The following is a 20,442-nucleotide window of genomic DNA, read 5'->3' on the forward strand; positions in this document are numbered from 1 at the left end:
ATATCAACATTAATGTTGCTCTAAAGCGTCTATTTTTTCGCTTTTCATAGCTTTTGATGAAACTTAGGCCGCAGATAGCAGGATTTTCAATTCTCGCTCGATGTCTTGTGGGGTTTCCAGACGACAAATTCGCCCTTTATCAGCCCGACGGACAATCGGGTCAGGATTATAATTTGCGGCTTCAATATACCAGCCGAGGTGTTTTTTAAACATTCGCAAGCCCAATGGCGCGCCATAAAAAAAGAGGCTATCGTGAAAATGCTCAAGGATAATGTCCAGGCGCTGCCTTAAAGTCGGTAAAGTCATATGGGTTTGAGCGCCCACGGCTTTATCAAGGTAGTTCGCCAGCCACGGCTGGCCATATATCCCACGCCCAATCATAATCCCATCGGCGCCTGAGTGAGCCAAAGCCTTACGGGCGCTATCAGGATCTACAATATCGCCATTGACGATAACCGGAATCGACACCGCCTCTTTTACACACTTTATCGCCTGCCAGTCAGCCTCACCTTTGTAAAATTGCTGACGGGTGCGGCCATGAATCGTGACCGCTTGTACACCGATATCTTCGGCGCGTTTGGCCAATAGGGCTGCGTTACGCTGCTGATCATCCCACCCCAGCCGCATCTTGACGGTTACGGGACGGCGGGTAGCCGTCACCGCAGCTTCCATAATGCGCGAGGCCTGATCGAGATCGCGCATAAGCGCAGACCCGCACAAGACGCCGGTCACTTCCTTGGCAGGGCAGCCAAAATTAAGATCTATAATATCGGCACCCGCCGCCTCAGCTAAAGCGGCGCCGCGGGCAATATAGGCGGGGTCGCGCCCAATAAGCTGGATTATTTTGAGGCCATCATGATCGCCCAACTGAGCCTTTCGCACAATATCAGGACGGCCCTTTTCAAGCTCAGCGCAGGCAACCATTTCGGTAGCGGCATAACGGGCCCCCAGTTTGGTGGCTATCTTTCGAAACGGCAGGTCTGATACGCCGGTCATAGGCGCAATCAGCACCCGCCCGCCGATATCGACATCACCAATTTTAAGACCTGTGCTGAACATAGGGGGCACATACAGGAAATCCCCTGATTTGGAAACATCGTGCAATTGACCCCATTCGTAAGCCGCTTTAAACGCTTAATCTAAACTGGGAGGGTTCTATGGCGATAGTCAAACTGGCGCAGAGCGACGACGATATCCGCCGGTGCTTTCAGGTAATGAAAGCCTTGCGACCGCATCTGCAGGACGATGAGGATTTGCTGGAGCGTGCCCGCCGCCAAATGTCAGAGAGTGGCTGGAGGCTAGCCTATGTCCAAGATGACGGGCAAGTCGTTGCTTGCGCCGGGTTTCGCGTCCATGAATGGTTGGTGTCGGGCAAGATTCTCTATGTCGATGATTTGGTCAGCGCTCAGGATCAACGCTCCAGAGGTTATGGCAAAGCTTTGCTCGATTGGTTGAAATCACAGGCAAAGTCTGAAGGTTGCACCCAATTACGTCTGGATAGCGGTACACATCGTACCCAGGCGCATCGTTTTTATTTCCGGGAAGGGCTGGTCATCAGTTCCTTCCATTTTGAGACCACGCTCTGAGCCATGACATTTAAAGCTATAATAGTTGCGGGCGGTTCTGGTACACGCTCAGGCGGGCGTAAGCAATGGATGTCGCTTAGCGGGAAGCCAGTTCTGAACTGGTCCGTAGAAGCTTTTGAAAATGCAGGCGCTGCGCAAATTATCATTGTTGTCCCCGAAGACGATGTGGCCAAAGCGCAAGCTGAGTTTCCCAATGCCATAGTGACACCGGGGGGCAGCACACGCGCCCAATCTGTTCAGGCCGGATTGAAGGCTCTGAACGCCGCGGGTGATGACATTATCATGATCCATGATGCCGCGCGGCCATTCCTTACGGCTCCGCTCATCGATTCTTTGCTATTGCGCATGGAGACGGCAAGGGCGGTTATATTGGCTTTGCCGGTAACGGACTCGTTGAAAAAAACTGATCATGATACGATTACAGATGCGCCTACGCGCGAACATCTCTGGCGTGCTCAGACGCCGCAGGTCTTTCGCTTCGGTGATATCGTCCGGGCTTATCAGGCATGGACGAACGGTCAGGAGCCCACGGATGACGCCATTGTGGCCGATCATGCAGGCATAAGGGTTGAGGTGGTCGAAGGCTCTCAGCGCCTCCACAAACTCACCTACAAAGAAGATTTTGAGTTACTGGAGGCGCTGATCATGTCAGAAACCCAAACCCAGATACGTGTCGGTCAGGGCTTCGATGCGCATCGCTGGGGGCACGGCGAAAGCGTGTGGTTGTGCGGGGTGGAAATCCCGCATGATAAAACCCTTATTGGACATTCGGATGCCGATGCCGGACTTCACGCCCTGACCGATGCGATTTTAGGGGCTGTGGGCTTAGGGGATATCGGCGATCATTTTCCGCCCACTGATCCGCAGTGGAAAGGCGCGTCATCTGATGTGTTTCTGAAACACGCCGCCACCCTGGTTCGTCAAAAAAGTGGGCGACTGGTGAATGTTGATGTCACTTTGATCTGCGAGCGCCCGAAGGTGAAACCTCACCGCGAAGCCATGCGCGCCCGTTTGTCCGAAATCCTGTCCCTGCCGGTGGAGTGCATTAGTGTCAAAGCGACCACGACCGAAAAAATGGGGTTTACAGGCCGCGAAGAAGGGCTGGCGGCTCAGGCGATTTGTTTGATCGAGATGCCGGTGGTTCGGGCTTGATAATTTATAGTGGCTGGTTCTTGTTACCCATTGAATTTATAGGGGTATTATTGCGAGACATTCTCACTAGATAATGCCTTGAATTCAAAATTTTCCCCTCAATATATGTGTGGGGATATTAGCGTTTATCCTCACACACGAAAGCAGGTCGTCATGGCATTCGAACTTCCCCCCCTTCCCTACGCGGCTGATGCGCTTGAGCCCTATATGACGGCCAACACCTTCAGCTTCCACCACGCCAAACACCATAAGGCCTATGTGGATAACCTCAACAAGCTGATCGCGGGCACCCCGTTTGAAGGCAAGTCTCTGGTCGACATCGTCAAAGAATCCGAAGGCACTAACGCCGGTGTGTTCAACAACTCGGCTCAGGTCTGGAACCACACTTTTTTTTGGTCATCCATGACCCCTAACGGTGGCGGCAAGCCAAGCGGCAAGATCGCTGAAAAAATCGACGCTGATTTTGGTGGGTATGAGGCTTTTGCCGAAGCCTTCAAGACGGCGGGCACCACTCAGTTTGGTTCAGGCTGGGCCTGGCTGGTCTTGGGCGCCGAAGGTAAGCTGAAAATCGTCAAGACGGGCAATGCCGAAACGCCGTTCACCAAGGGCGATAAGCCTTTGCTGACGCTGGACGTATGGGAGCATGCCTATTACCTCGATTATCAGAACCTGCGCCCTAAGTTCATTGAGACCTTCCTCGATAAGCTGGTGAACTGGGAGTTTGCCAACGCCAATCTGGATGCACCGCTGCATCCCGGCGTGTAATCCCTTAAGCACACAATATCTTTACGAGAGCGGGGCCAAAACCCCGCTCTTTTTCGTTGATGCCTGTGGTATGTCTCTAAGATAGCCCAAAGATATCTAAGGATATTTTACGATGACCGAAAATCTATCTCCTCTTTATAGTCTGGCTGGTGATGTGGTGGCCGAAGCCAAGCTTAAGCGTAAGGTGTTGACGACGGCTGAAAGCTGCACCGGCGGACTGATTGCTGGCGCGATCACCTCAATACCCGGTGCATCCGATATATATAAAGAAGGCTATGTGACCTATTCCAACGTCGCCAAAACCAAGCTTTTGGGGGTGTTACCAAAAATTCTGGATACGCATGGGGCGGTCAGTTTAGAAACCGCCTACGCTATGGCCGAAGGTGCATTGAAGCACGCCAACGCGGACATAGCGATAAGTGTGACGGGAATCGCAGGCCCCGCTGGCGGCACCGCACTTAAGCCTGTCGGGATGGTGTGTTTTGGCCTAAGCTTCAAAGGCACTGACGGAGAGCCGCAAACCATGAGCCATGTCCATTATTTTGAGGATAAAGGCCGCCATTATATTCGCGAGGAAAGTGTACATTTAGCTTTAAAATGGGTCTATGACCATTTGAAAACGCTGGATTTACCCGCTTAGCCGCAACTATACAGTCGGGTACAGCGCCTGTGCGCGGCCCTCAAAACAGGCCATGAGCTTAGACACGGCCTTATCGAAATTGGCGCGCAAAAAACCATCCAGGAATGGGTTTTTAAACTCAAAGTCGATATTGAAATCGATCGCAGCACCAATCTTACCATTGCTCATGGTTTGGTCTGAAAATTTCCAGGTGCAGTGCAGCCGCTTAAATGGCCCTTTGAGCAGGACAATATCAATCGTCTTATTTTCACTAAAGCGCGTCACGCGGGTGGTAAAGCGCTCCGTCAGAAAGCTGAAACCGACGGCCACATCCGCATCAAACCTGGTGATGTCATCGCTGGGACGCGACACATTAAACGTCCGCAAATTGTTTATCCACGGTACGAACTCAGGATAACGCTCAACATCCCCGACCATCTCAAACAATTTATCGGCAGAAAAAGGTAAAACGCGGTTTAAATGAAACTTTGCCACTGAAACTTCCTTAGCGACCAGTCAGGGCCGCACGCGCGGTTCTTAAGCGCTCGAAATCTTCGCCTGCGTGGTGTGAAGACCGGGTTAACGGGCTCGATGACACCATCAGAAAGCCCTTGGCGCGCGCAATAGATTCATAGGCCTTAAACTCATCCGGTGACACGAAGCGATCAATGGCGGCATGTTTACGGGTCGGCTGAAGATACTGACCGATTGTAATAAAATCGACGCCGGCCGAGCGCATATCATCCATAACCTGCATGACCTCTTCCTTGGATTCGCCAAGGCCGACCATAATGCCGGATTTAGTGAACTGCTGCGCATCACGTTCTTTCACGCGCTCCAGCAAACGAAGGGAGTGATAATAACGCGCACCAGGCCGGATTTTCAAATAATTGCGCGGCACAGTCTCTAAGTTGTGATTGAAAACGTCCGGCTTGGCGTCGATGACGATTTCCGCAGCCCCGTCTTTACGCAGGAAATCAGGCGTCAGAATCTCAATCGTCGTTTTCGGCGATTGCAGGCGGATCTGGCGAATGACTTCGGCAAAATGCTGCGCACCGCCATCACTCAGGTCATCGCGATCGACAGACGTGATAACCACATGAGATAGGCCCATCTTGGCCACGGTCATACCGACGCGGTTCGGTTCATCATGATCAAGCGGCGCAGGCATGCCGGTCTTGACGTTACAGAAGGCGCAGGCCCGCGTACAGGTATCACCCATAATCATCAGGGTCGCGTGATTTTTGGTCCAGCATTCCCCGATATTGGGGCATGCCGCCTCTTCACACACCGTAACCAGCTTGGCATCGCGCACGATCTTGCGGGTTTCGTTATAACCCGCCGAGCCCGGTGCCTTAACCCGCAGCCAGTCCGGTTTTTTCAAAATCGGTGATTCCGGGCGGTTCTGTTTTTCAGGATGACGCAATTCCCGAACAGGCGAGGCAAGTTCGGTATCGGGAGCATTAACAGCCGCATTACCGAGCCGGTTGATGATCGTGACCATTCTACTTAAAACCTTGGGCAGCCCCACAACCGTGCGACCATTTCATAACCTAATTGGTCTTTTTGCCGGTCAATATCAAGTCAAATAAACCACGTACTCAGGCGGCAGTCAGTTTTCAGATCAAAAAGCGTGACAGGATAAAACACCCTGTAACAAATCAGATAGCCCGGAAAAGGATTCGCCCCTATCATACAATCGGGCCTGACAAATCCATGACTGATTCATACGGTGCACCATGCGACTATTGCCAGCCATAGTGGCCTTGACCGTGTTATGCGCGGCAGGCTGCACTAAAAATCAGGATGACACGTCGCATCATCCAGACAAGGTCTTTGTCGATAGTCAAACCCCTCCGGGGCTGTCACCGCAACATTTCCCGCCGGCAGGCTTTGTGTGGAGCGGATTTAAAAGCGGCAACCTCCCTGAAGCCCGTTACGGCGTCGCGGCACCTCCGACTAACCCAGGAGCCGACATACTGATTGTCGCGGACGCCCGGTTTCCGGCCGAAGCCTATTTTGAACTGGCCGGTGATCTGATTTCACTGAACTATACGGTCTGGATATATGAGGCTCCCGGTCAGGGTGGCTCCGGACGCTATTTCCTACAGGGCGACAAAATCCATACACCTGATTTTCATCATAGCGTTCAAGCGGTTGAGGATTTGGTCAGTAAGGTCATACGCCCTTCATCCGTTCGCCCCGTCTATATTGTCGGCACGGGAACCGGTGCCCTGACCGCTCTGTCGATTGATCCCAAAACCATCCCGATTGGCGGAATTATTGCCTATTCACCCTATCTGCGCCCCCCGGAGCCCGCCCCAACAGGCTGGCGCGGCGAAAATGTGCCATCAGATGAGTGGGCGCAGACGGCGCATAAATGGCAAAGAGCCAATCCGGATCTGCGCCTGCGCTCGGTAAGTCAAACCTGGCAAATCGAAATGGATAAGGCCGTAGGCAACGTGACATCTCGGGGACTTAAAGGGTTGAATTTTGGCCGGGAGGCCCCCCGGCGGCTCATCATAACGGGCGAAGAGGCAGCGCCGCCGAATGATGCAGGGCGGATCTGTGCGGGCATCAAAACTTGCTCTACCAAAAGAATATTTAAAAACAAAGACCTGAGCGCTGAAATTAATAAATTCATTGAACAAACGCACACACAGACCACATTACGCTGAAATATGGGTTGTCATAAACCTTTACCCATGGTGATGAATGAGGTTAAATTCAGGAAAACCGAAATAATACGGCCAGATGGCGTTTCGGAACCGATATATTGATGGGAGCCACCGCGCATGGAGCGCAGCTTTAATGCGGAAGACGCCTCCGCCTCTCTCTTTGACGCCCTGATCAAAGCCAAATCCACAATGGGGGCGGAGCGTGTCATTATCGAGGATCAGGAACGCCAGCCGATCACCTATAAAGAATTATTTCGGCGCACCTTTGCTCTGGCTCGGCTTATCTCGAAACATATCGGTTCTGAACCCCGAACCGGCCTGATGCTGCCGACCAGCATTGGCGGCGCCATGTCATTCTTCGCGCTCCATGCCAATGGCACGACGCCGGTTATGATTAATTTCACATCGGGTCAGGCCAACATCAAGGCGGCGGTGAATTTAACTCGCCTCACGACGATTTTGACCTCACGCCGATTTGTTGAGCAAGCCAAGCTGGATGAGTTGATTGAGGCCATACAGGGCTATGTCAAGGTCGTCTATCTGGATGATCTGCGCAAAAAAGTGACCTTGGATATCAAGGCTTACGCCCTGTGGGGATCATTATTTCCGAAGCTTGCCGCCCATAAGGCCAAACCCTCTGATCCTGGCGTTATTCTGTTCACCTCAGGCTCGTTCGGCAGCCCGCGCGGTGTGGTCTTAAGCCAAAGTAACCTGACATCTAACGTCGCCCAACTGGACTGCCATATTGATATCAAGCGGGACTGGATTGCCTTCAATCCCATGCCGATTTTCCATTCGCTGGGCCTGACGGGTGGGGTTCTTATGCCTCTACTTTTGGGGCTGAGGTCGTTTCAATATCCCTCCCCGCTGCATGTGAAGCAGATTCCGTCGCTGATAAAAGAAACTCAAGCGTCACTGTTTTTTTCGACCGACACCTTCCTCAATCAGTACGCCCGAACCGCTGAGCCCGATGCCTTTGAATCGCTGGATTTCATTGTTTGCGGCGCTGAAAAGGTGCGCGAAGAAACCCATCAACTGTTTAAAACCCAATTCGGGGGGGCGGAAATCCTCGAAGGCTATGGCGTTACTGAATCGTCTCCGGTCGTGGCGGTCAATAATCCGGCCCACAACCGTCACGGCACGGTCGGCCAACTTTTGCCGGGGATGAGCTACCGGCTCGACCCGGTTGATGGTATTGCTGTCGGCGGGCGTCTTTTCATCAAGGGCCCCAATATTATGGCGGGTTACCTGAATGAGGCCAACCCCGATATTATCGAAGCCCCAATGGATGGCTGGCACGACACGGGCGATATCGTCAATATTGATGACGAAGGCTATATCCACATACTTGGCCGTGTGAAACGGTTCGCTAAGATCGCCGGTGAAATGGTGTCCTTAACCGCCGTAGAGCGTATTGCCGAAGTCGTATGGCCGCAGAATCGCCATGCGGTGGTCGCTGTCGCGGATGATAAAAAAGGTGAGCGCCTAGTGCTAATCACCGATCATTCGACTGCTGATATTGCCACCCTGACCGATTGGGCCAAGGAAAATGGCGCACCCGTTCTGGCGATCCCTAAAAAGATCCTCAAAGTCAACGAAGTGCCGGTTTTAGGCTCAGGCAAGACCGACTATGTGACCCTTCAGCGCCTGGCCGATATTGAGGTGCGTGCGGCGTAATGCCGCATCGGTCAATACATCTATGTTGTCTTGACATCGCACATAAGCCACCGTCTAAAGGCGAATATGGCCAGATCACGACCACATTGCAGAGCTAATACCGCCTCAGATACCCGTTTCTGGGCGTCTTTCGGCGTGGCGATCGCTCTGTTTTTGCAAGTCGTGTTCCCCACCCATGTGATGGCCATGTCGCGGGGCGGCGAAACTGTTTTCGTGATGTGTTCCGGCGATGGGGGCAATGCGCAACCGGTTGTCGATTACAACCTTACCGCCACACTCAAGGCCGAAGATTCTACAAAGACCCAAGGGCTGAAATGTCCGGATTGCGTGTTGGCGAGCCTAACCGCCATAACGCCAGACTGGTCACATTTTGAGCCGGTTCAGTATCCGGCTATTGCCGCCATCGTTCCGTTAAACCGGGCGCATGAGCGGCCGCAGTCTCAGGCCCCGCCCCGTCCTCACTCCTGCGGACCACCCAGCCACATCTGAAATACATCACCTGCGTCCGGTCTTTACCCGGACGTGCCTATTTCTGTTTCAGATGTGAAGTCCCATGACAAAATTATCCTGTGCGCTGCTGACCAGCGCATCCCTGCTTGCCCTGCCGGTTTATACTCATGCCGCAGAGGCCGAGACTGATATCCCGACCGTTATCGTCACTGCCAACGCGTCTTCAGAAGACCCCAGTGTCGTCAAAACCACCCGTGAAAAGCTGGCCCGCACGCCGGGCGCCGTCTCGGTGGTCGCCAATGAGACCTATAGCAACAGCTATGCTATGGGCCTGTTTGATACCCTGAAAAATGTCTCCGGCGTGTTTGCCCAAAAGAAGTTCGGTGAAGACAGCCGCTTTTCGATTCGCGGCTCCGGTATCGGCAACAACACCCACAACCGGGGCACATGGCTGAGTGTTGACGGCATCCCCCTCAATCAGGCCGATGGCTCAGGTGATTTTCAGGAAATCGATCCGTTATCCGCCCGTTATATCGAGGTTTACAAGGGTGGAAATGCCTTGCGCTTCGGTGGCTCTCAGCTTGGCGGCGCGGTCAACTATGTCACCCCCACCGGCTATGATGCCGGATACCGCAGTCTTTTGCGCGTCGAAGGCGGCTCATTCGGCACGGCCCGCGCCCATGTGGCCTATGCCGATGTTATTGGCGATTACGACCTTTATCTGGCCACAACCGTGCTTCGTGCCGATGGCTGGCGCGACAATGCCGATCAGGAAGCTAAGCGGTTGACCTTAAACCTCGGCCGCCGTTTCGGTGATAATCGGTCTGTGCGCTTCATTTTTCAGGGCAATGACCTTGATCAGCGTATTTCAGGCGCGCTTAGTCAGACAGAGGCTCTGACGACACCGGAAATGACCAACGCGCCCAACTACGCCGCCGTCAAATACGGTCGCAATGTGAAGTCTGCGCGCGGCACCTTGCAAACCGACTGGCAAATCAATGAGGACTGGCGCTTTGAAGGCGGTGTCTATGCGGCCTGGAAACATCTGATCCACCCTATCTCAATCCACATCGACCAGCAGTCCCAGAATTACGGGGCCTTTGGCCGCTTTGATGGCAAGGGTGAAATCGGCGGTAAGGCCTATGACCTGTTCATCGGCGCCAACTACCGTAAAGGTCTGGTCGATAGCCACACAACCACCAATGTGTTGGGCTCACCCGGCATGGTCATAGGCGAAGCGGTTCAAAACTCTGAAAGCTGGGATGTATTCGCCGAAGGCCGTCTGTTTGTCACCGACCAACTGGCTTTGATCACGGGTGGTTCCTACGGCTGGACTAAGCGCGATTACATAAACCACCTGAATATTGCCAACAACGCTGATAAGGATTTTGACTGGTTCGCGCCACGCATCGGATTTATGTGGCAGAACGAAACCGGCCATCAGGTCTTTGCCAATATCACCAAATCGGTCGAAGCGCCCAACTATGGTGCGTTGGTTCAAAGCCCATTGCCGCAGTTTGTGAATGTGCAACCGCAAGAGGCTGTGACCGCTGAAATCGGCACCCGCGGACGCAGCGCGCATTTCGTCTGGGATGCATCCATATACCGTGCCGAAATCGACGGTGAAATGCTGACCTATATTCCGGTCGATGCGGGCCTTCCGGCGGCAACCTTCAATGCGCAAAACACAATCCATCAGGGCTTAGAGACCGCACTGGACTGGAAAATCGGAACTATTGGCGGGTGGTCGACTGTCCTTCGCCAGACCTACACTTGGTCTGATTTCAAATTCGATGGCGATAAGGTCTATAGCGACAATCAGTTACCGGTGGTGCCTGAGCATTATTACCGCGGTGAGATGTCTTTCAGTCATGGAAATGGCTGGCGGGTAGCCCCGTCGGTAGAATGGGTACCAGAAGACGTGTGGGTTGATTTCGCCAACACCACAAAGGCACCGAGCTACACCGTCTGGAACCTGTCGGTGTCCAAACGTCTGAGCCCCTCAATCGAAATTTATGTCGATGCCCGTAATCTTGGCGACGAGCGCTATATCTCAAGCGTCAATTCTGTGACCGACTTTACCAAGGTCGCGGCCTCTGCCCGGAGAGTGTTCTGGCCCGGCGAAGGTCGGGCGGTAATTGTCGGCATCAAACTGATGAGCCGATAAGATGGAACCGGTGGCAAACGATAAGGTTCGCCGCCGGATCATCGATTATCGGATGATCTGGCGATGGCATTTTTATGCAGGCTTATTCTGCATTCCGTTCATTATTATTCTGACGCTGACGGGCACGACCTACCTGTTCAAGCCGCAGATCGAGGCGGCGTTAGAAGCCAAATACAATAATCTGACCTTTGACGGCGCCCCCAAGCCCGTCAGTCAGCAGATTTATACGGCCATGCACGCTATGCATGGCGCCACGCTGACGCAGGTAGACATCCGCGACAATCCCCATGATGCGTTGCGGGTAACGCTAAACGATGGCGGGGAACTGTACCGTCTCTATGTCCACCCCCAGAGTCTGGATATCCTCAAAGCCCAACCCCTAGATGAGCGCTTTATGGCCATCATCAAAAACATCCACGGTGAACTGACTATAGGCAAGCCCGGTGAGATCATTGTTGAATTGGCTGCCTCCTGGGCCATCGTCCTGATTGTAACAGGACTTTATCTCTGGTGGCCGCGTCAGGTCACGGGTTGGGCGGGCATACTATGGCCACGATTGAATGGTGGATCGCGCCTGTTCTGGCGCGATATTCATGCGGTGACAGGGATTTATATCTCCACCTTCGCCCTGATACTCCTGCTTTCAGGTCTGCCGTGGACTTCGGTATGGGGTACAGGCTTCAAGGCGGTGGTGGCCGCAACCAAGCCCGCTTCCGCCAAAGCCGAATGGAGTAGCAACCGCGCCCAGGACAAACAACAGGCTAAGGCCGACCACACCCACCATGGCCAAGGAGCCCCCGCAAAGGGTATGGGGGCCGATATGGGCACAGATCTGACCGGCATAGACGCTTTGCTGCCCATAGTGCGCTCGCTTAACGTGCCCGCACCCGTTGTCATCAAGCCTGATGGGGATCGCTTGTGGCAGGCAGCCTCTACTACACAAAACTTGACCGCCCGTCGCACAGTAACCTTAAGTGCGGATACTGGTGAAGTCGTCAAACAAACCGGCTTTGCCGAAAAAGCCTTTATGGATAAGGTCGTCCTGACGGCGATTTCATTGCATGAAGGCCATTTGTTCGGCTGGTTCAATCAGTTACTGGGACTTCTTACCGCACTGGGTTTACTGACCTTAAGTGTGAGCGCCGTCATCATGTGGTGGTCAAAACGGCCGGTTGACAGGTTGGGAGCACCCGCAACGCTTGACGGAAAACCTGGCGGTCGTCTACTGCTCATCATAGTGTTCATGGCGGCTTTTCTACCAGTTATGGCCATAAGCCTTATACTTATCGCTGTGCTGGAACGGTTTGTCTTGAGGTGCATTCCGCCGGTCAGAGATTGGTTGGGGCTCACCTAACAACAAAAAAAGCCCGGTAAATCTGCCGGGCTTTTTCGTCTAGTTTACTGCCGTTTAAGTGTTGATGACCCGACCATCAGCATCCAAAGATGCTTCGAGGATGGCTTCCGACATGGTCGGGTGCGGGAACACGGTGCCTTGCAGGTCTTCTTCTGTGGCTTCCATGGTGATGGCCAGACAGAAGCCCTGAACCATTTCGGTCACATTAGCACCGATCATGTGCGCTCCTAAAAGCGCCCCGGTTGTCTTCTCAAAAATGACCTTCACAAAACCAAGCGTCTCAGACGACGCCACTGCCCGGCCATTGGCACGGAAGGGGAAACGTCCGATTTTGACATCGAGTTTTTGTTCTTTAGCCGCCTGCTCGGTGATACCAACGGATGCAACTTCAGGCGTGGCGTAGGTACAGCCCGGAATCGGCGGATTGAGATTGGACAACTTGCGGCCGGCCATATAGTCCGCCGCATGCACAGCTTCATGCGAGGCCTTATGCGCCAGCCAGGGCGGGCCTGCGCAGTCACCAATGGCATAAAGACCTTTAACATTGGTCTTGCCATGGCTGTCGTTTTTAACATGGCCGCGGTCCATGACCACACCCAGCTTTTCAAGACCGATACCGTCAGTATTAGCCACGATACCCACTGCGACAATGCAGCCTTCGGCGGTCAGAATTTCTGACTTTCCAGCGACTTCGACATGAACCGCTACGCCCTTGGTGGGCTTTTCGATCTTGGTGACCTTGGCGCCGACGCGGAAATTGATACCACGCTTTTTGAAGGCCTTAAGCGCCTCCGCCGATACTTCATGATCTTCGACCGGCAGGATGCGGTCCATAGCCTCAACGACCGTGACCTCAGTCCCCAGCGCCTTATAGAAGCTGGCAAACTCAATGCCGATTGCGCCTGAACCAATGATAATCAGCGACTTCGGCTGAGACTTTGGTGCCAAGGCATTGCGATAGGTCCAGATACGCTCACCATCAGAAACCGCACCGATGGCCGGAATTTCCCGCGCACGGGCACCAACGGCCAGCATGACGTTCTTGGCTTCAATCGTCTGTGTGCCGCCAGCTTTGAGCGTCACGACAACCTTGGGTGCATCCTTACCGGGCTCTAATACCGCCGAGCCTTCGATGACATCGATTTTGTTTTTCTTCATGAGATAGGCGACGCCGCCGCTCATGGTCTTGGTCACGCCGCGCGAACGTTGAATGACTTTTTCAAAATCATAGCCGGGGTTTGATGCCGAAAGTCCGTAATCCTCAAGATGGTGAAGCTTATCATAGACTTCGGCCGATTTCAGCAGCGCCTTGGCCGGGATGCAGCCCCAGTTCAGGCAGATGCCACCCAGGGCTTCACGCTCGACGATGGCGACCTTAAGGCCATTCTGAGAGGCACGAATGGCACCTTCATAACCGCCGGGGCCGGAACCGATAACAACGAGATCATAAGACATGGAGAGAGTTCCTCCTAAGCATCGCCCGAAAAGTGTTTCGCGGTTTTCGGATCAGCGATGCGATAAATAAAATGTAAAAACAGGCGCACCATAGTGCGCCCGTTTTTATGCCAGCATCTTAATCGGATCTTGCAACAGATCCTTTAGCGCCGTGATGTACTTCGCACCAATCGAGCCATCGACGACGCGGTGATCGCAAGTCAAAGTCACGGTCATGACGGTGGCCACGGCTAACTGACCGCCCTTGACGACCGGGCGCTGTTCACCAGTTCCGACAGACAGGATACAGCCTTGTGGTTCGTTGATGATCGAGGCAAATTGCTTGATACCAAACATACCCAGATTGGATACAGAGAATGTGCCGCCCTGGAATTCTTCGGGTTTCAGTTTACGGTCACGGGCGCGCGCGGCGAGATCTTTAGTTTCCTTGGCAATTTGCGCCAAGGATTTGGTCTCGGCCTTGCGGATGATCGGGGTAATAAGCCCGCCATCAATCGCCACAGCCATAGCAATATCGGCATTGTGATGCATGGCAATGCCTTCGGTTGTGAAGGACGCATTGGCTTCTGGTACTTGCTTAAGCGCCAGTGCTACCGCCTTTATGACGATGTCGTTGACCGAAACCTTAACACCTTGCGATTCCAGCGCCGTGTTTATCTTGGCACGGGCAGCCAGCAGATTGTCGATTTCGATATCGATCGTCAGCGGGAAGTGCGGAATATCACGGAAGCTGTCGGTCAGGCGACGCGCGATAACTTTGCGCATGCCATCCAGCGGCACGAGGTCATAGGAACCCGGTGCGATGCCCAGTTGCTCAAGGCTTTGGGCCTTACGCGGTTCACTGGCAGCGGCAATCGCAGGTGCTGACCCGGCTTTACCAGCGCCGGTTTTCAGGGCGTCTTCGATATCGCGCTTGATCACGCGGCCATGTGGGCCCGTGCCTTTGAGCAGTTTGAGATCAAGCTTATTGATCTCAGCCAAGCGTCGCGCCAAGGGCGATGCCGCCACCCGCGCACCAGATGATGCCGCCGGAGCTGATACCGGGGCAGCCGCCGCTACTGGAGCCACTTCCGCCTTGGGAGCTTCGGTTTTGGCTGGCTCAGCCGCCTTTTGAGGCGCCGGTGCGGCAGAACCACCCTCACCTGCCAAACGCGCAATCGGCGTATTGACCTTGACGCCTTCGGTGCCAGCCTCAATCAGGATGGCTTCGATAGTGCCTTCGTCGACGGCTTCGACTTCCATCGTCGCCTTATCGGTTTCAATTTCAGCAATCACGTCACCGGCGGAGACGCTGTCTCCAACCTTAACGTGCCACTTCGCCAGAATGCCCTCTTCCATCGTAGGCGAAAGGGCCGGCATCAGAATATCAGTCATGATGTATTCCCTTACTTGTACGAGACTTGTTTGACGGCCGCGATGATTTTCTCAACGCTCGGTACCGTCAGGGCTTCGAGGTTGGCAGCATACGGCATGGGCACGTCCTCCTGATGAACGCGCGCAGGCGGCGCATCCAGATCGTCGAACGCATCCGCAGTCACGCGGGCAGCGATTTCAGCGCCGACGCCGCAAGGGCCCCAGCCTTCTTCGACCGTGACCAGACGGTTGGTCTTCTTCACCGAAGCAATAACCGTGTCGGTATCCAGCGGACGCAGGGTACGTAGATTGACGACTTCGGCATCAATACCTTCATCCGCTAATTGTTCAGCGGCTTTCAGGGCAAAACCGACCATGCGTGAGTGGGCAACGATGGTAACATCCTTGCCTTCGCGCTGGATCTTGGCCTTGCCGATCGGCAGGACAAAGTCTTCGACGGCAGGAATTTCGAACTCAAGACCGTACATCATTTCATGTTCAAGGAACACAACCGGGTTCGGATCGCGGATGGCCGCTTTCAGAAGGCCCTTGGCGTCGGCCGCGTCGTAAGGGGCTATGACCTTAAGACCGGGGATGTTCGCATACCACGCCGAATAGTCCTGAGAATGTTGCGCGCCCACGCGGGCGGCGGCACCGTTAGGGCCACGGTAGACGATGGACGACTTGATCTGACCACCCGACATATAGAGAGTCTTGGCCGACGAGTTCAGAATATGGTCGATCGCTTGCATAGCGAAATTGAATGTCATGAACTCGATGATCGGCTTCAATCCAGCCATAGCGGCCCCGGCACCGACGCCGGCAAAGCCCATTTCAGTAATCGGCGTGTCGATCACGCGGCGGTCACCAAATTCTTCCAGCAGGCCGCGCGAGACCTTATAGGCTCCCTGATACTGGGCGACTTCCTCACCCATCAGGAAAACCTTTTCGTCACGGCGCATTTCTTCAGCCATAGCGTCACGCAAAGCATCACGAACGGTAATTTTTACCATCGGTGTGCCTTCGGGGAATTCAGGATCGCGAAGCTCAGGCTTGGCCGGTGCTGCAGCTTCTGCAGGTTTATCCTCAATCACGGCTTGTACTGTGGGAGCCTCTGACTTCGCCGGTGCCTTGGCGGCATTATCACCGCCAGCCAGACGCGCGATCGGCGTATTGACCTTGACTCCTTCAGTGCCGGCTTCGATCAGAATTTCTTCGATCTGGCCTTCGTCGACGGCTTCGACTTCCATCGTCGCCTTATCGGTTTCAATTTCAGCAATCACGTCGCCAGCCGAGACGGTATCGCCCGCCTTAACCAGCCACTTTGATAGTGTGCCCTCTTCCATAGTCGGTGAGAGCGCGGGCATTAAAATATCAGTCATATGTTTAAACCTTACGCCTCAAGATAGACATCTGTGTAAAGCTCGGACGGGTCCGGCTCAGGGCTGGTCTGGGCGAATTCCACAGCTTCCAGGACGATGGCCTTAATCTCATTATCGATGACCTTAAGCTCGTCCTCGGTAACCCCGGCCTGTTCGATCATGGTTTTGATATGATCAATCGGATCGCGGTTCTTTTTAACGTCATCGACCTCTTCCTTGGTACGGTATTTGGCCGGATCGGACATGGAGTGGCCGCGGTAGCGATAGGTCTTCATCTCAAGGATGTAGGGGCCATTGCCGGAGCGGGCATGCTCAGACGCGCGCAAACCGGCTTCATAGACGGCAAATACGTCCATGCCATCGACCTGCTCACCCGGAATGCCAAACGATGCACCGCGCATATAAAGCTCAGTGGTGGCCGACGCCCGCGCAAGGCTGGTGCCCATAGCGTATTCGTTGTTCTCGATCACATACACGACCGGCAACTTCCACAGCTTGGCCATGTTGAAGCTTTCATACACCTGGCCTTGGTTGGCCGCACCGTCACCAAAGTAGGTGTAGGAGACATTGCCGTTTTGCTTATAGAAGTCAGCAAAAGCTAGACCCGTCCCCAGCGAGACCTGAGCCCCGACGATCCCGTGACCACCAAAGAAGCCGGTTTCGATGTCAAACATATGCATCGAACCGCCCTTACCTTTGGACGATCCACCGATACGGCCGGTCAGTTCAGCCATAACTTCTTTCGGGTCCATGCCGGCGGCCAGCATATGGCCGTGGTCACGGTAGCCGGTGATAACCTGATCCCCGTCAATCGAGGCCGCCTCCATACCAACGGCAACCGCTTCCTGACCGATGTACAGGTGGCAGAAGCCCCCGATCAGGCCCATGCCATATAGCTGACCGGCACGCTCTTCGAAGCGGCGGATCAGCAGCATTTCGCGATAATATTTTAAAAGATCATCTTTGGACGTATTACGGTTCACAGATGGGGTGGAGTTGGAACCTTGGGTTCCGTCACTTGCCTTAGCGGCACGCGCCATGAATACCTCCCTGAGCATCATGTTAAAAAGTCAGAATAAATTAGACGCTATCCATTTATGAGAAGGATGGCCCCTCGTAAAGGCCCCTTGCTGTGTCAGGAATTAGCGCTTTTGTCGATTTGATCGCGGATCACATATTCGTTAGCTTCACCGAAGCCGAGAATAACGCGCGCACGCTCCTCAAGTAAATCCTTTGAAAGATTATCTGTGCGTAGATAACGCGCCCGTGACTCAAGATCCTGACGTTCGGATTTGAGCTTTTCAAGTTTATTTTCAGCAACCATGAGGTCTCTTTGTCTGTTTTCTTGTGAAAACAGACCTTTGTCGCCTGTCATGAACTGAACGCAACAATAGGCCAACAATATAGATAGGATTGCGGTAGGCAAATAAGGTCTCAAGTGTAAAAACACGACTTACGCCCTTTCTGGACGGCGGACAGCATTAAGGCTCAATTTGACGCCCGCCCGTTAACAAACTGTTACCGATGATGTCTTTGACCAACAAAGAATTTATCACTTTTCCCAACAAAAATCGGCGCAAGTGTTAGATTTTGCACGGCCACCTCATTCATTTTTGGCGGATATGTAAAAAATCTTTCCCCGTGCGTAAATCTGATTGATTTTGATCAACTCTTTTGCGGCGACTCCATGGGCACATAAAATAACGGCGGGAAAGTTGCCCTTCCCGCCGTCACCATATTTATGGACATACGTCTTTAAGAGCGAATAACACTCAGGCCCGCATAGACGGCTTCGATATCAAGCTGAGATTCGATGCGAAGCAGTTGGTTATATTTTGCAAGCCGGTCAGAGCGCGCCAGAGATCCTGTCTTGATCTGCCCGCAATTGAGCGCCACCGACAGGTCAGCAATCGTCGAATCTTCAGTCTCGCCCGAACGGTGAGACATGACCGATGTGTAGCCCGCACGGTGGGCCATATCGACCGCATCCAGCGTTTCCGACAGGGTGCCGATCTGGTTGACCTTAACTAGGATAGAGTTGGCTAATCCCTCGACAATACCCATCTCCAGACGGTTGGGGTTGGTCACGAACAAATCATCGCCCACCAACTGCACACTATCGCCCAGACGCTCTGTCAAGGCTGCCCAGCCCTCGAAATCGTCTTCGGCCATGCCATCTTCAATCGAGCAGATCGGGAAGGCCTCAGCCAGCTTGGCCAGATACTCCACCATGCCCATCGCATCAACGGTCTTGCCTTCGCCTTCCATGACGTACTTGCCGTCCTTGAAGAACTCAGTCGATGCCACATCCATAGCCAGCCAGAAATCCTGTCCGGCCTTGTAACCGGCCTGCTCACCGGCCTTCATGATGAAGGACAATGCTTCTTCGGCCGACCCAAGGTTCGGCGCAAAGCCCCCCTCGTCGCCGACGTTGGTATTGTGGCCGGCGGACTTCAGACCTTTTTTAAGAGCGTGGAAGATTTCCGCACCCATACGCAGAGCCTCCGAGAAGGTCTCGGCACCGGCGGGGACAATCATGAACTCCTGAATGTCGATCGGATTATCGGCATGGGCGCCACCATTGATGATGTTCATCAGGGGCACCGGCAGGACTCGCGCGGAGATACCGCCCACATACTTATAGAGCGGCAGACCCGATGACAGGGCGGCCGCACGGGCAGTCGCGAGAGACACACCCAAAATAGCGTTGGCGCCCAAGCGTGACTTATTTTCCGTACCATCAAGATTGATCAGGGTCTGATCAAGACGGCGCTGATCGCGCGCATCAAAACCTGACAGTGTGTCAAAGATTTCCGTGTTGACCGCATCTACCGCCTGCAACACACCCTTGCCCAGATAGCGCTTGGCATCGCCGTCGCGCTTTTCGACCGCTTCGTGGGCGCCGGTTGACGCACCTGACGGAACCGCAGCGCGTCCAAACGAGCCATCTTCCAGGGTCACATCGACTTCAACAGTCGGATTGCCTCTGGAATCGAGAATTTCACGCGCAACAATATCAATGATTTCCGTCATGGGGAGCGTCCTTAAAAGGCTTCATCTAACGGCTTGGGATTAGAGGAGAACTGCCCGCTTCGCAAGCCGTGATAACGCTAACGCTTCATATATTGGGATGTAAGCCTGGCTGCGTTGTGAGGGCAGCCAATATATCTTGCGGGCATTCAAACAAATGATCCGGGTTTTCACGTCGCAGTCGATCGGCATTGGCAAAGCCCCAGCTTACGGCACCAACCTTAAAGCCTGCAACGCGCGCGGCTTCTATATCGCGGATCTCATCCCCGACCGACAAGACACAGCGTGCCTCCGTGCCCGCCGTCTTTAGCAAAGCCTTAAACTTCGCCGCCTTACCGAACAGGCTGGCCCCGCAGGCATAGTGGTCGATAAGTGTGGCCATATCCGCCCCCAACACGGTTTCTACGTTGTCGCGTGCATTGGAGGTGACAACCGCTACCTTAACCCCCTGATGTTTGAGCGTGGTGATCACTTCACCAATGCCGTCAAACAGGGTAATACGATCTATATGCTGTCCCTGAAGTTTGCGAACATGGGTCATGATCATGGGCAGCTTCCACATCGGCACCCGATGATAGGCCAGCAACTCACGCGCGCCCATATCCCTTAGCGCCCTCAGATTATTGCGATCCCCGCGATCATAGCCGAACTTATCAGCCACTTCGTCAAAGATATCGAGGAACCAGCCGAACGAATCAGCCAGCGTCCCATCGAAATCAAAAATCACGAGTGTGTAGGGAATCGTCATCCCCAAACCATAACCGCAATTCGGAC

The 20,442-nt window shown here is 53.8% G+C and carries 19 protein-coding genes; 9 read left to right on the top strand and 10 right to left on the bottom strand.

Features of this window, described 5'->3' with window-relative positions:
* Positions 1–63: 63 nt before the first annotated feature.
* Positions 64–1,059, bottom strand: coding sequence for a tRNA dihydrouridine synthase DusB (gene dusB, locus OVA03_RS03095; protein ID WP_267526729.1), 996 nt, complete (start codon positions 1,057–1,059; stop codon positions 64–66).
* Between the two features lie 98 nt (positions 1,060–1,157).
* On the opposite strand from dusB, the gene OVA03_RS03100 reads away from it, so the two are divergent.
* From OVA03_RS03100 to OVA03_RS03115, 4 genes are all read left to right on the top strand, one after another.
* Positions 1,158–1,586 carry a GNAT family N-acetyltransferase gene (locus OVA03_RS03100; protein WP_267526730.1) on the top strand — a complete coding sequence of 143 codons (429 nt, stop codon included), beginning with the start codon at positions 1,158–1,160 and terminating at the stop codon, positions 1,584–1,586.
* A gap of 3 nt (positions 1,587–1,589) precedes the next feature.
* Complete coding sequence (locus tag OVA03_RS03105; protein WP_267526731.1) at positions 1,590–2,738, top strand: bifunctional 2-C-methyl-D-erythritol 4-phosphate cytidylyltransferase/2-C-methyl-D-erythritol 2,4-cyclodiphosphate synthase; 1,149 nt, start codon at positions 1,590–1,592, stop codon at positions 2,736–2,738.
* 153 nt (positions 2,739–2,891) lie between these two features.
* Entirely contained in the window at positions 2,892–3,503 is a 612-nt protein-coding gene (locus OVA03_RS03110; RefSeq protein WP_267526732.1) for a superoxide dismutase, read from the top strand.
* A 112-nt stretch (positions 3,504–3,615) separates the two neighbouring features.
* Positions 3,616–4,143, top strand: a complete 528-nt coding sequence (locus OVA03_RS03115; protein WP_267526733.1) for a CinA family protein — start codon at positions 3,616–3,618, stop codon at positions 4,141–4,143.
* Between the two features lie 6 nt (positions 4,144–4,149).
* On the opposite strand, the gene OVA03_RS03120 is transcribed toward OVA03_RS03115, so the two are convergent.
* Complete coding sequence (locus OVA03_RS03120; RefSeq protein WP_267526734.1) at positions 4,150–4,617, bottom strand: type II toxin-antitoxin system RatA family toxin; 468 nt, start codon at positions 4,615–4,617, stop codon at positions 4,150–4,152.
* 10 nt (positions 4,618–4,627) lie between these two features.
* Positions 4,628–5,626, bottom strand: a complete 999-nt coding sequence (gene lipA, locus OVA03_RS03125) for a lipoyl synthase (RefSeq protein WP_267526735.1) — start codon at positions 5,624–5,626, stop codon at positions 4,628–4,630.
* A gap of 235 nt (positions 5,627–5,861) precedes the next feature.
* Here lipA and OVA03_RS03130 point away from each other — a divergent pair, with 235 nt between their 5' ends.
* The 5 genes from OVA03_RS03130 (at position 5,862) to OVA03_RS03150 (ending at position 12,448) form a co-directional block, all read left to right on the top strand.
* A complete protein-coding gene (locus OVA03_RS03130) occupies positions 5,862–6,800 on the top strand; it encodes an alpha/beta hydrolase (protein WP_267526736.1) in 939 nt (312 codons plus the stop codon).
* A 117-nt stretch (positions 6,801–6,917) separates the two neighbouring features.
* A complete protein-coding gene (locus OVA03_RS03135) occupies positions 6,918–8,477 on the top strand; it encodes an AMP-binding protein (RefSeq protein ID WP_267526737.1) in 1,560 nt (519 codons plus the stop codon).
* A gap of 66 nt (positions 8,478–8,543) precedes the next feature.
* Positions 8,544–8,966, top strand: coding sequence for a hypothetical protein (locus tag OVA03_RS03140; protein WP_267526738.1), 423 nt, complete (start codon positions 8,544–8,546; stop codon positions 8,964–8,966).
* Positions 8,967–9,030: 64 nt separating this feature from the next.
* Positions 9,031–11,094, top strand: coding sequence for a TonB-dependent receptor family protein (locus tag OVA03_RS03145; protein WP_267526739.1), 2,064 nt, complete (start codon positions 9,031–9,033; stop codon positions 11,092–11,094).
* Position 11,095: 1 nt separating this feature from the next.
* Positions 11,096–12,448, top strand: a complete 1,353-nt coding sequence (locus OVA03_RS03150; protein ID WP_267526740.1) for a PepSY-associated TM helix domain-containing protein — start codon at positions 11,096–11,098, stop codon at positions 12,446–12,448.
* A gap of 54 nt (positions 12,449–12,502) precedes the next feature.
* Here the strand turns inward: OVA03_RS03150 and lpdA are convergent, their stop codons facing one another.
* From lpdA to OVA03_RS03185, 7 genes are all read right to left on the bottom strand, one after another.
* On the bottom strand, positions 12,503–13,903 hold the full coding sequence (lpdA, locus tag OVA03_RS03155) for a dihydrolipoyl dehydrogenase (protein WP_267526741.1): 1,401 nt from the start codon (positions 13,901–13,903) through the stop codon (positions 12,503–12,505).
* Between the two features lie 105 nt (positions 13,904–14,008).
* Complete coding sequence (locus OVA03_RS03160) at positions 14,009–15,277, bottom strand: pyruvate dehydrogenase complex dihydrolipoamide acetyltransferase (protein ID WP_267526742.1); 1,269 nt, start codon at positions 15,275–15,277, stop codon at positions 14,009–14,011.
* Positions 15,278–15,288: 11 nt separating this feature from the next.
* Entirely contained in the window at positions 15,289–16,638 is a 1,350-nt protein-coding gene (locus OVA03_RS03165) for a pyruvate dehydrogenase complex E1 component subunit beta (protein ID WP_267526743.1), read from the bottom strand.
* Between the two features lie 11 nt (positions 16,639–16,649).
* Positions 16,650–17,678: a pyruvate dehydrogenase (acetyl-transferring) E1 component subunit alpha gene (pdhA, locus tag OVA03_RS03170; RefSeq protein WP_267526744.1), complete on the bottom strand. Its 1,029-nt coding sequence runs from the start codon at positions 17,676–17,678 to the stop codon at positions 16,650–16,652.
* A 95-nt stretch (positions 17,679–17,773) separates the two neighbouring features.
* Positions 17,774–18,088: an FtsB family cell division protein gene (locus OVA03_RS03175; RefSeq protein ID WP_267526745.1), complete on the bottom strand. Its 315-nt coding sequence runs from the start codon at positions 18,086–18,088 to the stop codon at positions 17,774–17,776.
* Between the two features lie 305 nt (positions 18,089–18,393).
* Positions 18,394–19,671 carry a phosphopyruvate hydratase gene (gene eno, locus OVA03_RS03180; RefSeq protein ID WP_267526746.1) on the bottom strand — a complete coding sequence of 426 codons (1,278 nt, stop codon included), beginning with the start codon at positions 19,669–19,671 and terminating at the stop codon, positions 18,394–18,396.
* Positions 19,672–19,756: 85 nt separating this feature from the next.
* Positions 19,757–20,416, bottom strand: coding sequence for an HAD hydrolase-like protein (locus tag OVA03_RS03185; RefSeq protein ID WP_267526747.1), 660 nt, complete (start codon positions 20,414–20,416; stop codon positions 19,757–19,759).
* Between the last annotated feature and the right edge of the window lie 26 nt (positions 20,417–20,442).

Origin of the sequence: Asticcacaulis sp. SL142 (genome assembly GCF_026625745.1) — a bacterium.
Classification (GTDB): Bacteria; Pseudomonadota; Alphaproteobacteria; order Caulobacterales; family Caulobacteraceae; genus Asticcacaulis.

Bases quoted from the DNA above. Each gene is read 5' to 3' on its own strand.
- OVA03_RS03145 (WP_267526739.1), top strand. From the start codon at position 9,031: ATGACAAAATTATCCTGTGCGCTGCTGACCAGCGCATCCCTGCTTGCC.
- pdhA (WP_267526744.1), bottom strand. From the start codon at position 17,678: ATGGCGCGTGCCGCTAAGGCAAGTGACGGAACCCAAGGTTCCAACTCC.
- OVA03_RS03185 (WP_267526747.1), bottom strand. From the start codon at position 20,416: ATGACGATTCCCTACACACTCGTGATTTTTGATTTCGATGGGACGCTG.
- OVA03_RS03165 (WP_267526743.1), bottom strand. From the start codon at position 16,638: ATGACTGATATTTTAATGCCCGCGCTCTCACCGACTATGGAAGAGGGC.
- OVA03_RS03160 (WP_267526742.1), bottom strand. From the start codon at position 15,277: ATGACTGATATTCTGATGCCGGCCCTTTCGCCTACGATGGAAGAGGGC.
- OVA03_RS03140 (WP_267526738.1), top strand. From the start codon at position 8,544: ATGGCCAGATCACGACCACATTGCAGAGCTAATACCGCCTCAGATACC.
- OVA03_RS03115 (WP_267526733.1), top strand. From the start codon at position 3,616: ATGACCGAAAATCTATCTCCTCTTTATAGTCTGGCTGGTGATGTGGTG.
- OVA03_RS03110 (WP_267526732.1), top strand. From the start codon at position 2,892: ATGGCATTCGAACTTCCCCCCCTTCCCTACGCGGCTGATGCGCTTGAG.
- OVA03_RS03105 (WP_267526731.1), top strand. From the start codon at position 1,590: ATGACATTTAAAGCTATAATAGTTGCGGGCGGTTCTGGTACACGCTCA.
- OVA03_RS03130 (WP_267526736.1), top strand. From the start codon at position 5,862: ATGCGACTATTGCCAGCCATAGTGGCCTTGACCGTGTTATGCGCGGCA.
- OVA03_RS03150 (WP_267526740.1), top strand. From the start codon at position 11,096: ATGGAACCGGTGGCAAACGATAAGGTTCGCCGCCGGATCATCGATTAT.
- OVA03_RS03100 (WP_267526730.1), top strand. From the start codon at position 1,158: ATGGCGATAGTCAAACTGGCGCAGAGCGACGACGATATCCGCCGGTGC.
- eno (WP_267526746.1), bottom strand. From the start codon at position 19,671: ATGACGGAAATCATTGATATTGTTGCGCGTGAAATTCTCGATTCCAGA.
- lpdA (WP_267526741.1), bottom strand. From the start codon at position 13,903: ATGTCTTATGATCTCGTTGTTATCGGTTCCGGCCCCGGCGGTTATGAA.
- dusB (WP_267526729.1), bottom strand. From the start codon at position 1,059: ATGTTCAGCACAGGTCTTAAAATTGGTGATGTCGATATCGGCGGGCGG.
- OVA03_RS03135 (WP_267526737.1), top strand. From the start codon at position 6,918: ATGGAGCGCAGCTTTAATGCGGAAGACGCCTCCGCCTCTCTCTTTGAC.
- lipA (WP_267526735.1), bottom strand. From the start codon at position 5,626: ATGGTCACGATCATCAACCGGCTCGGTAATGCGGCTGTTAATGCTCCC.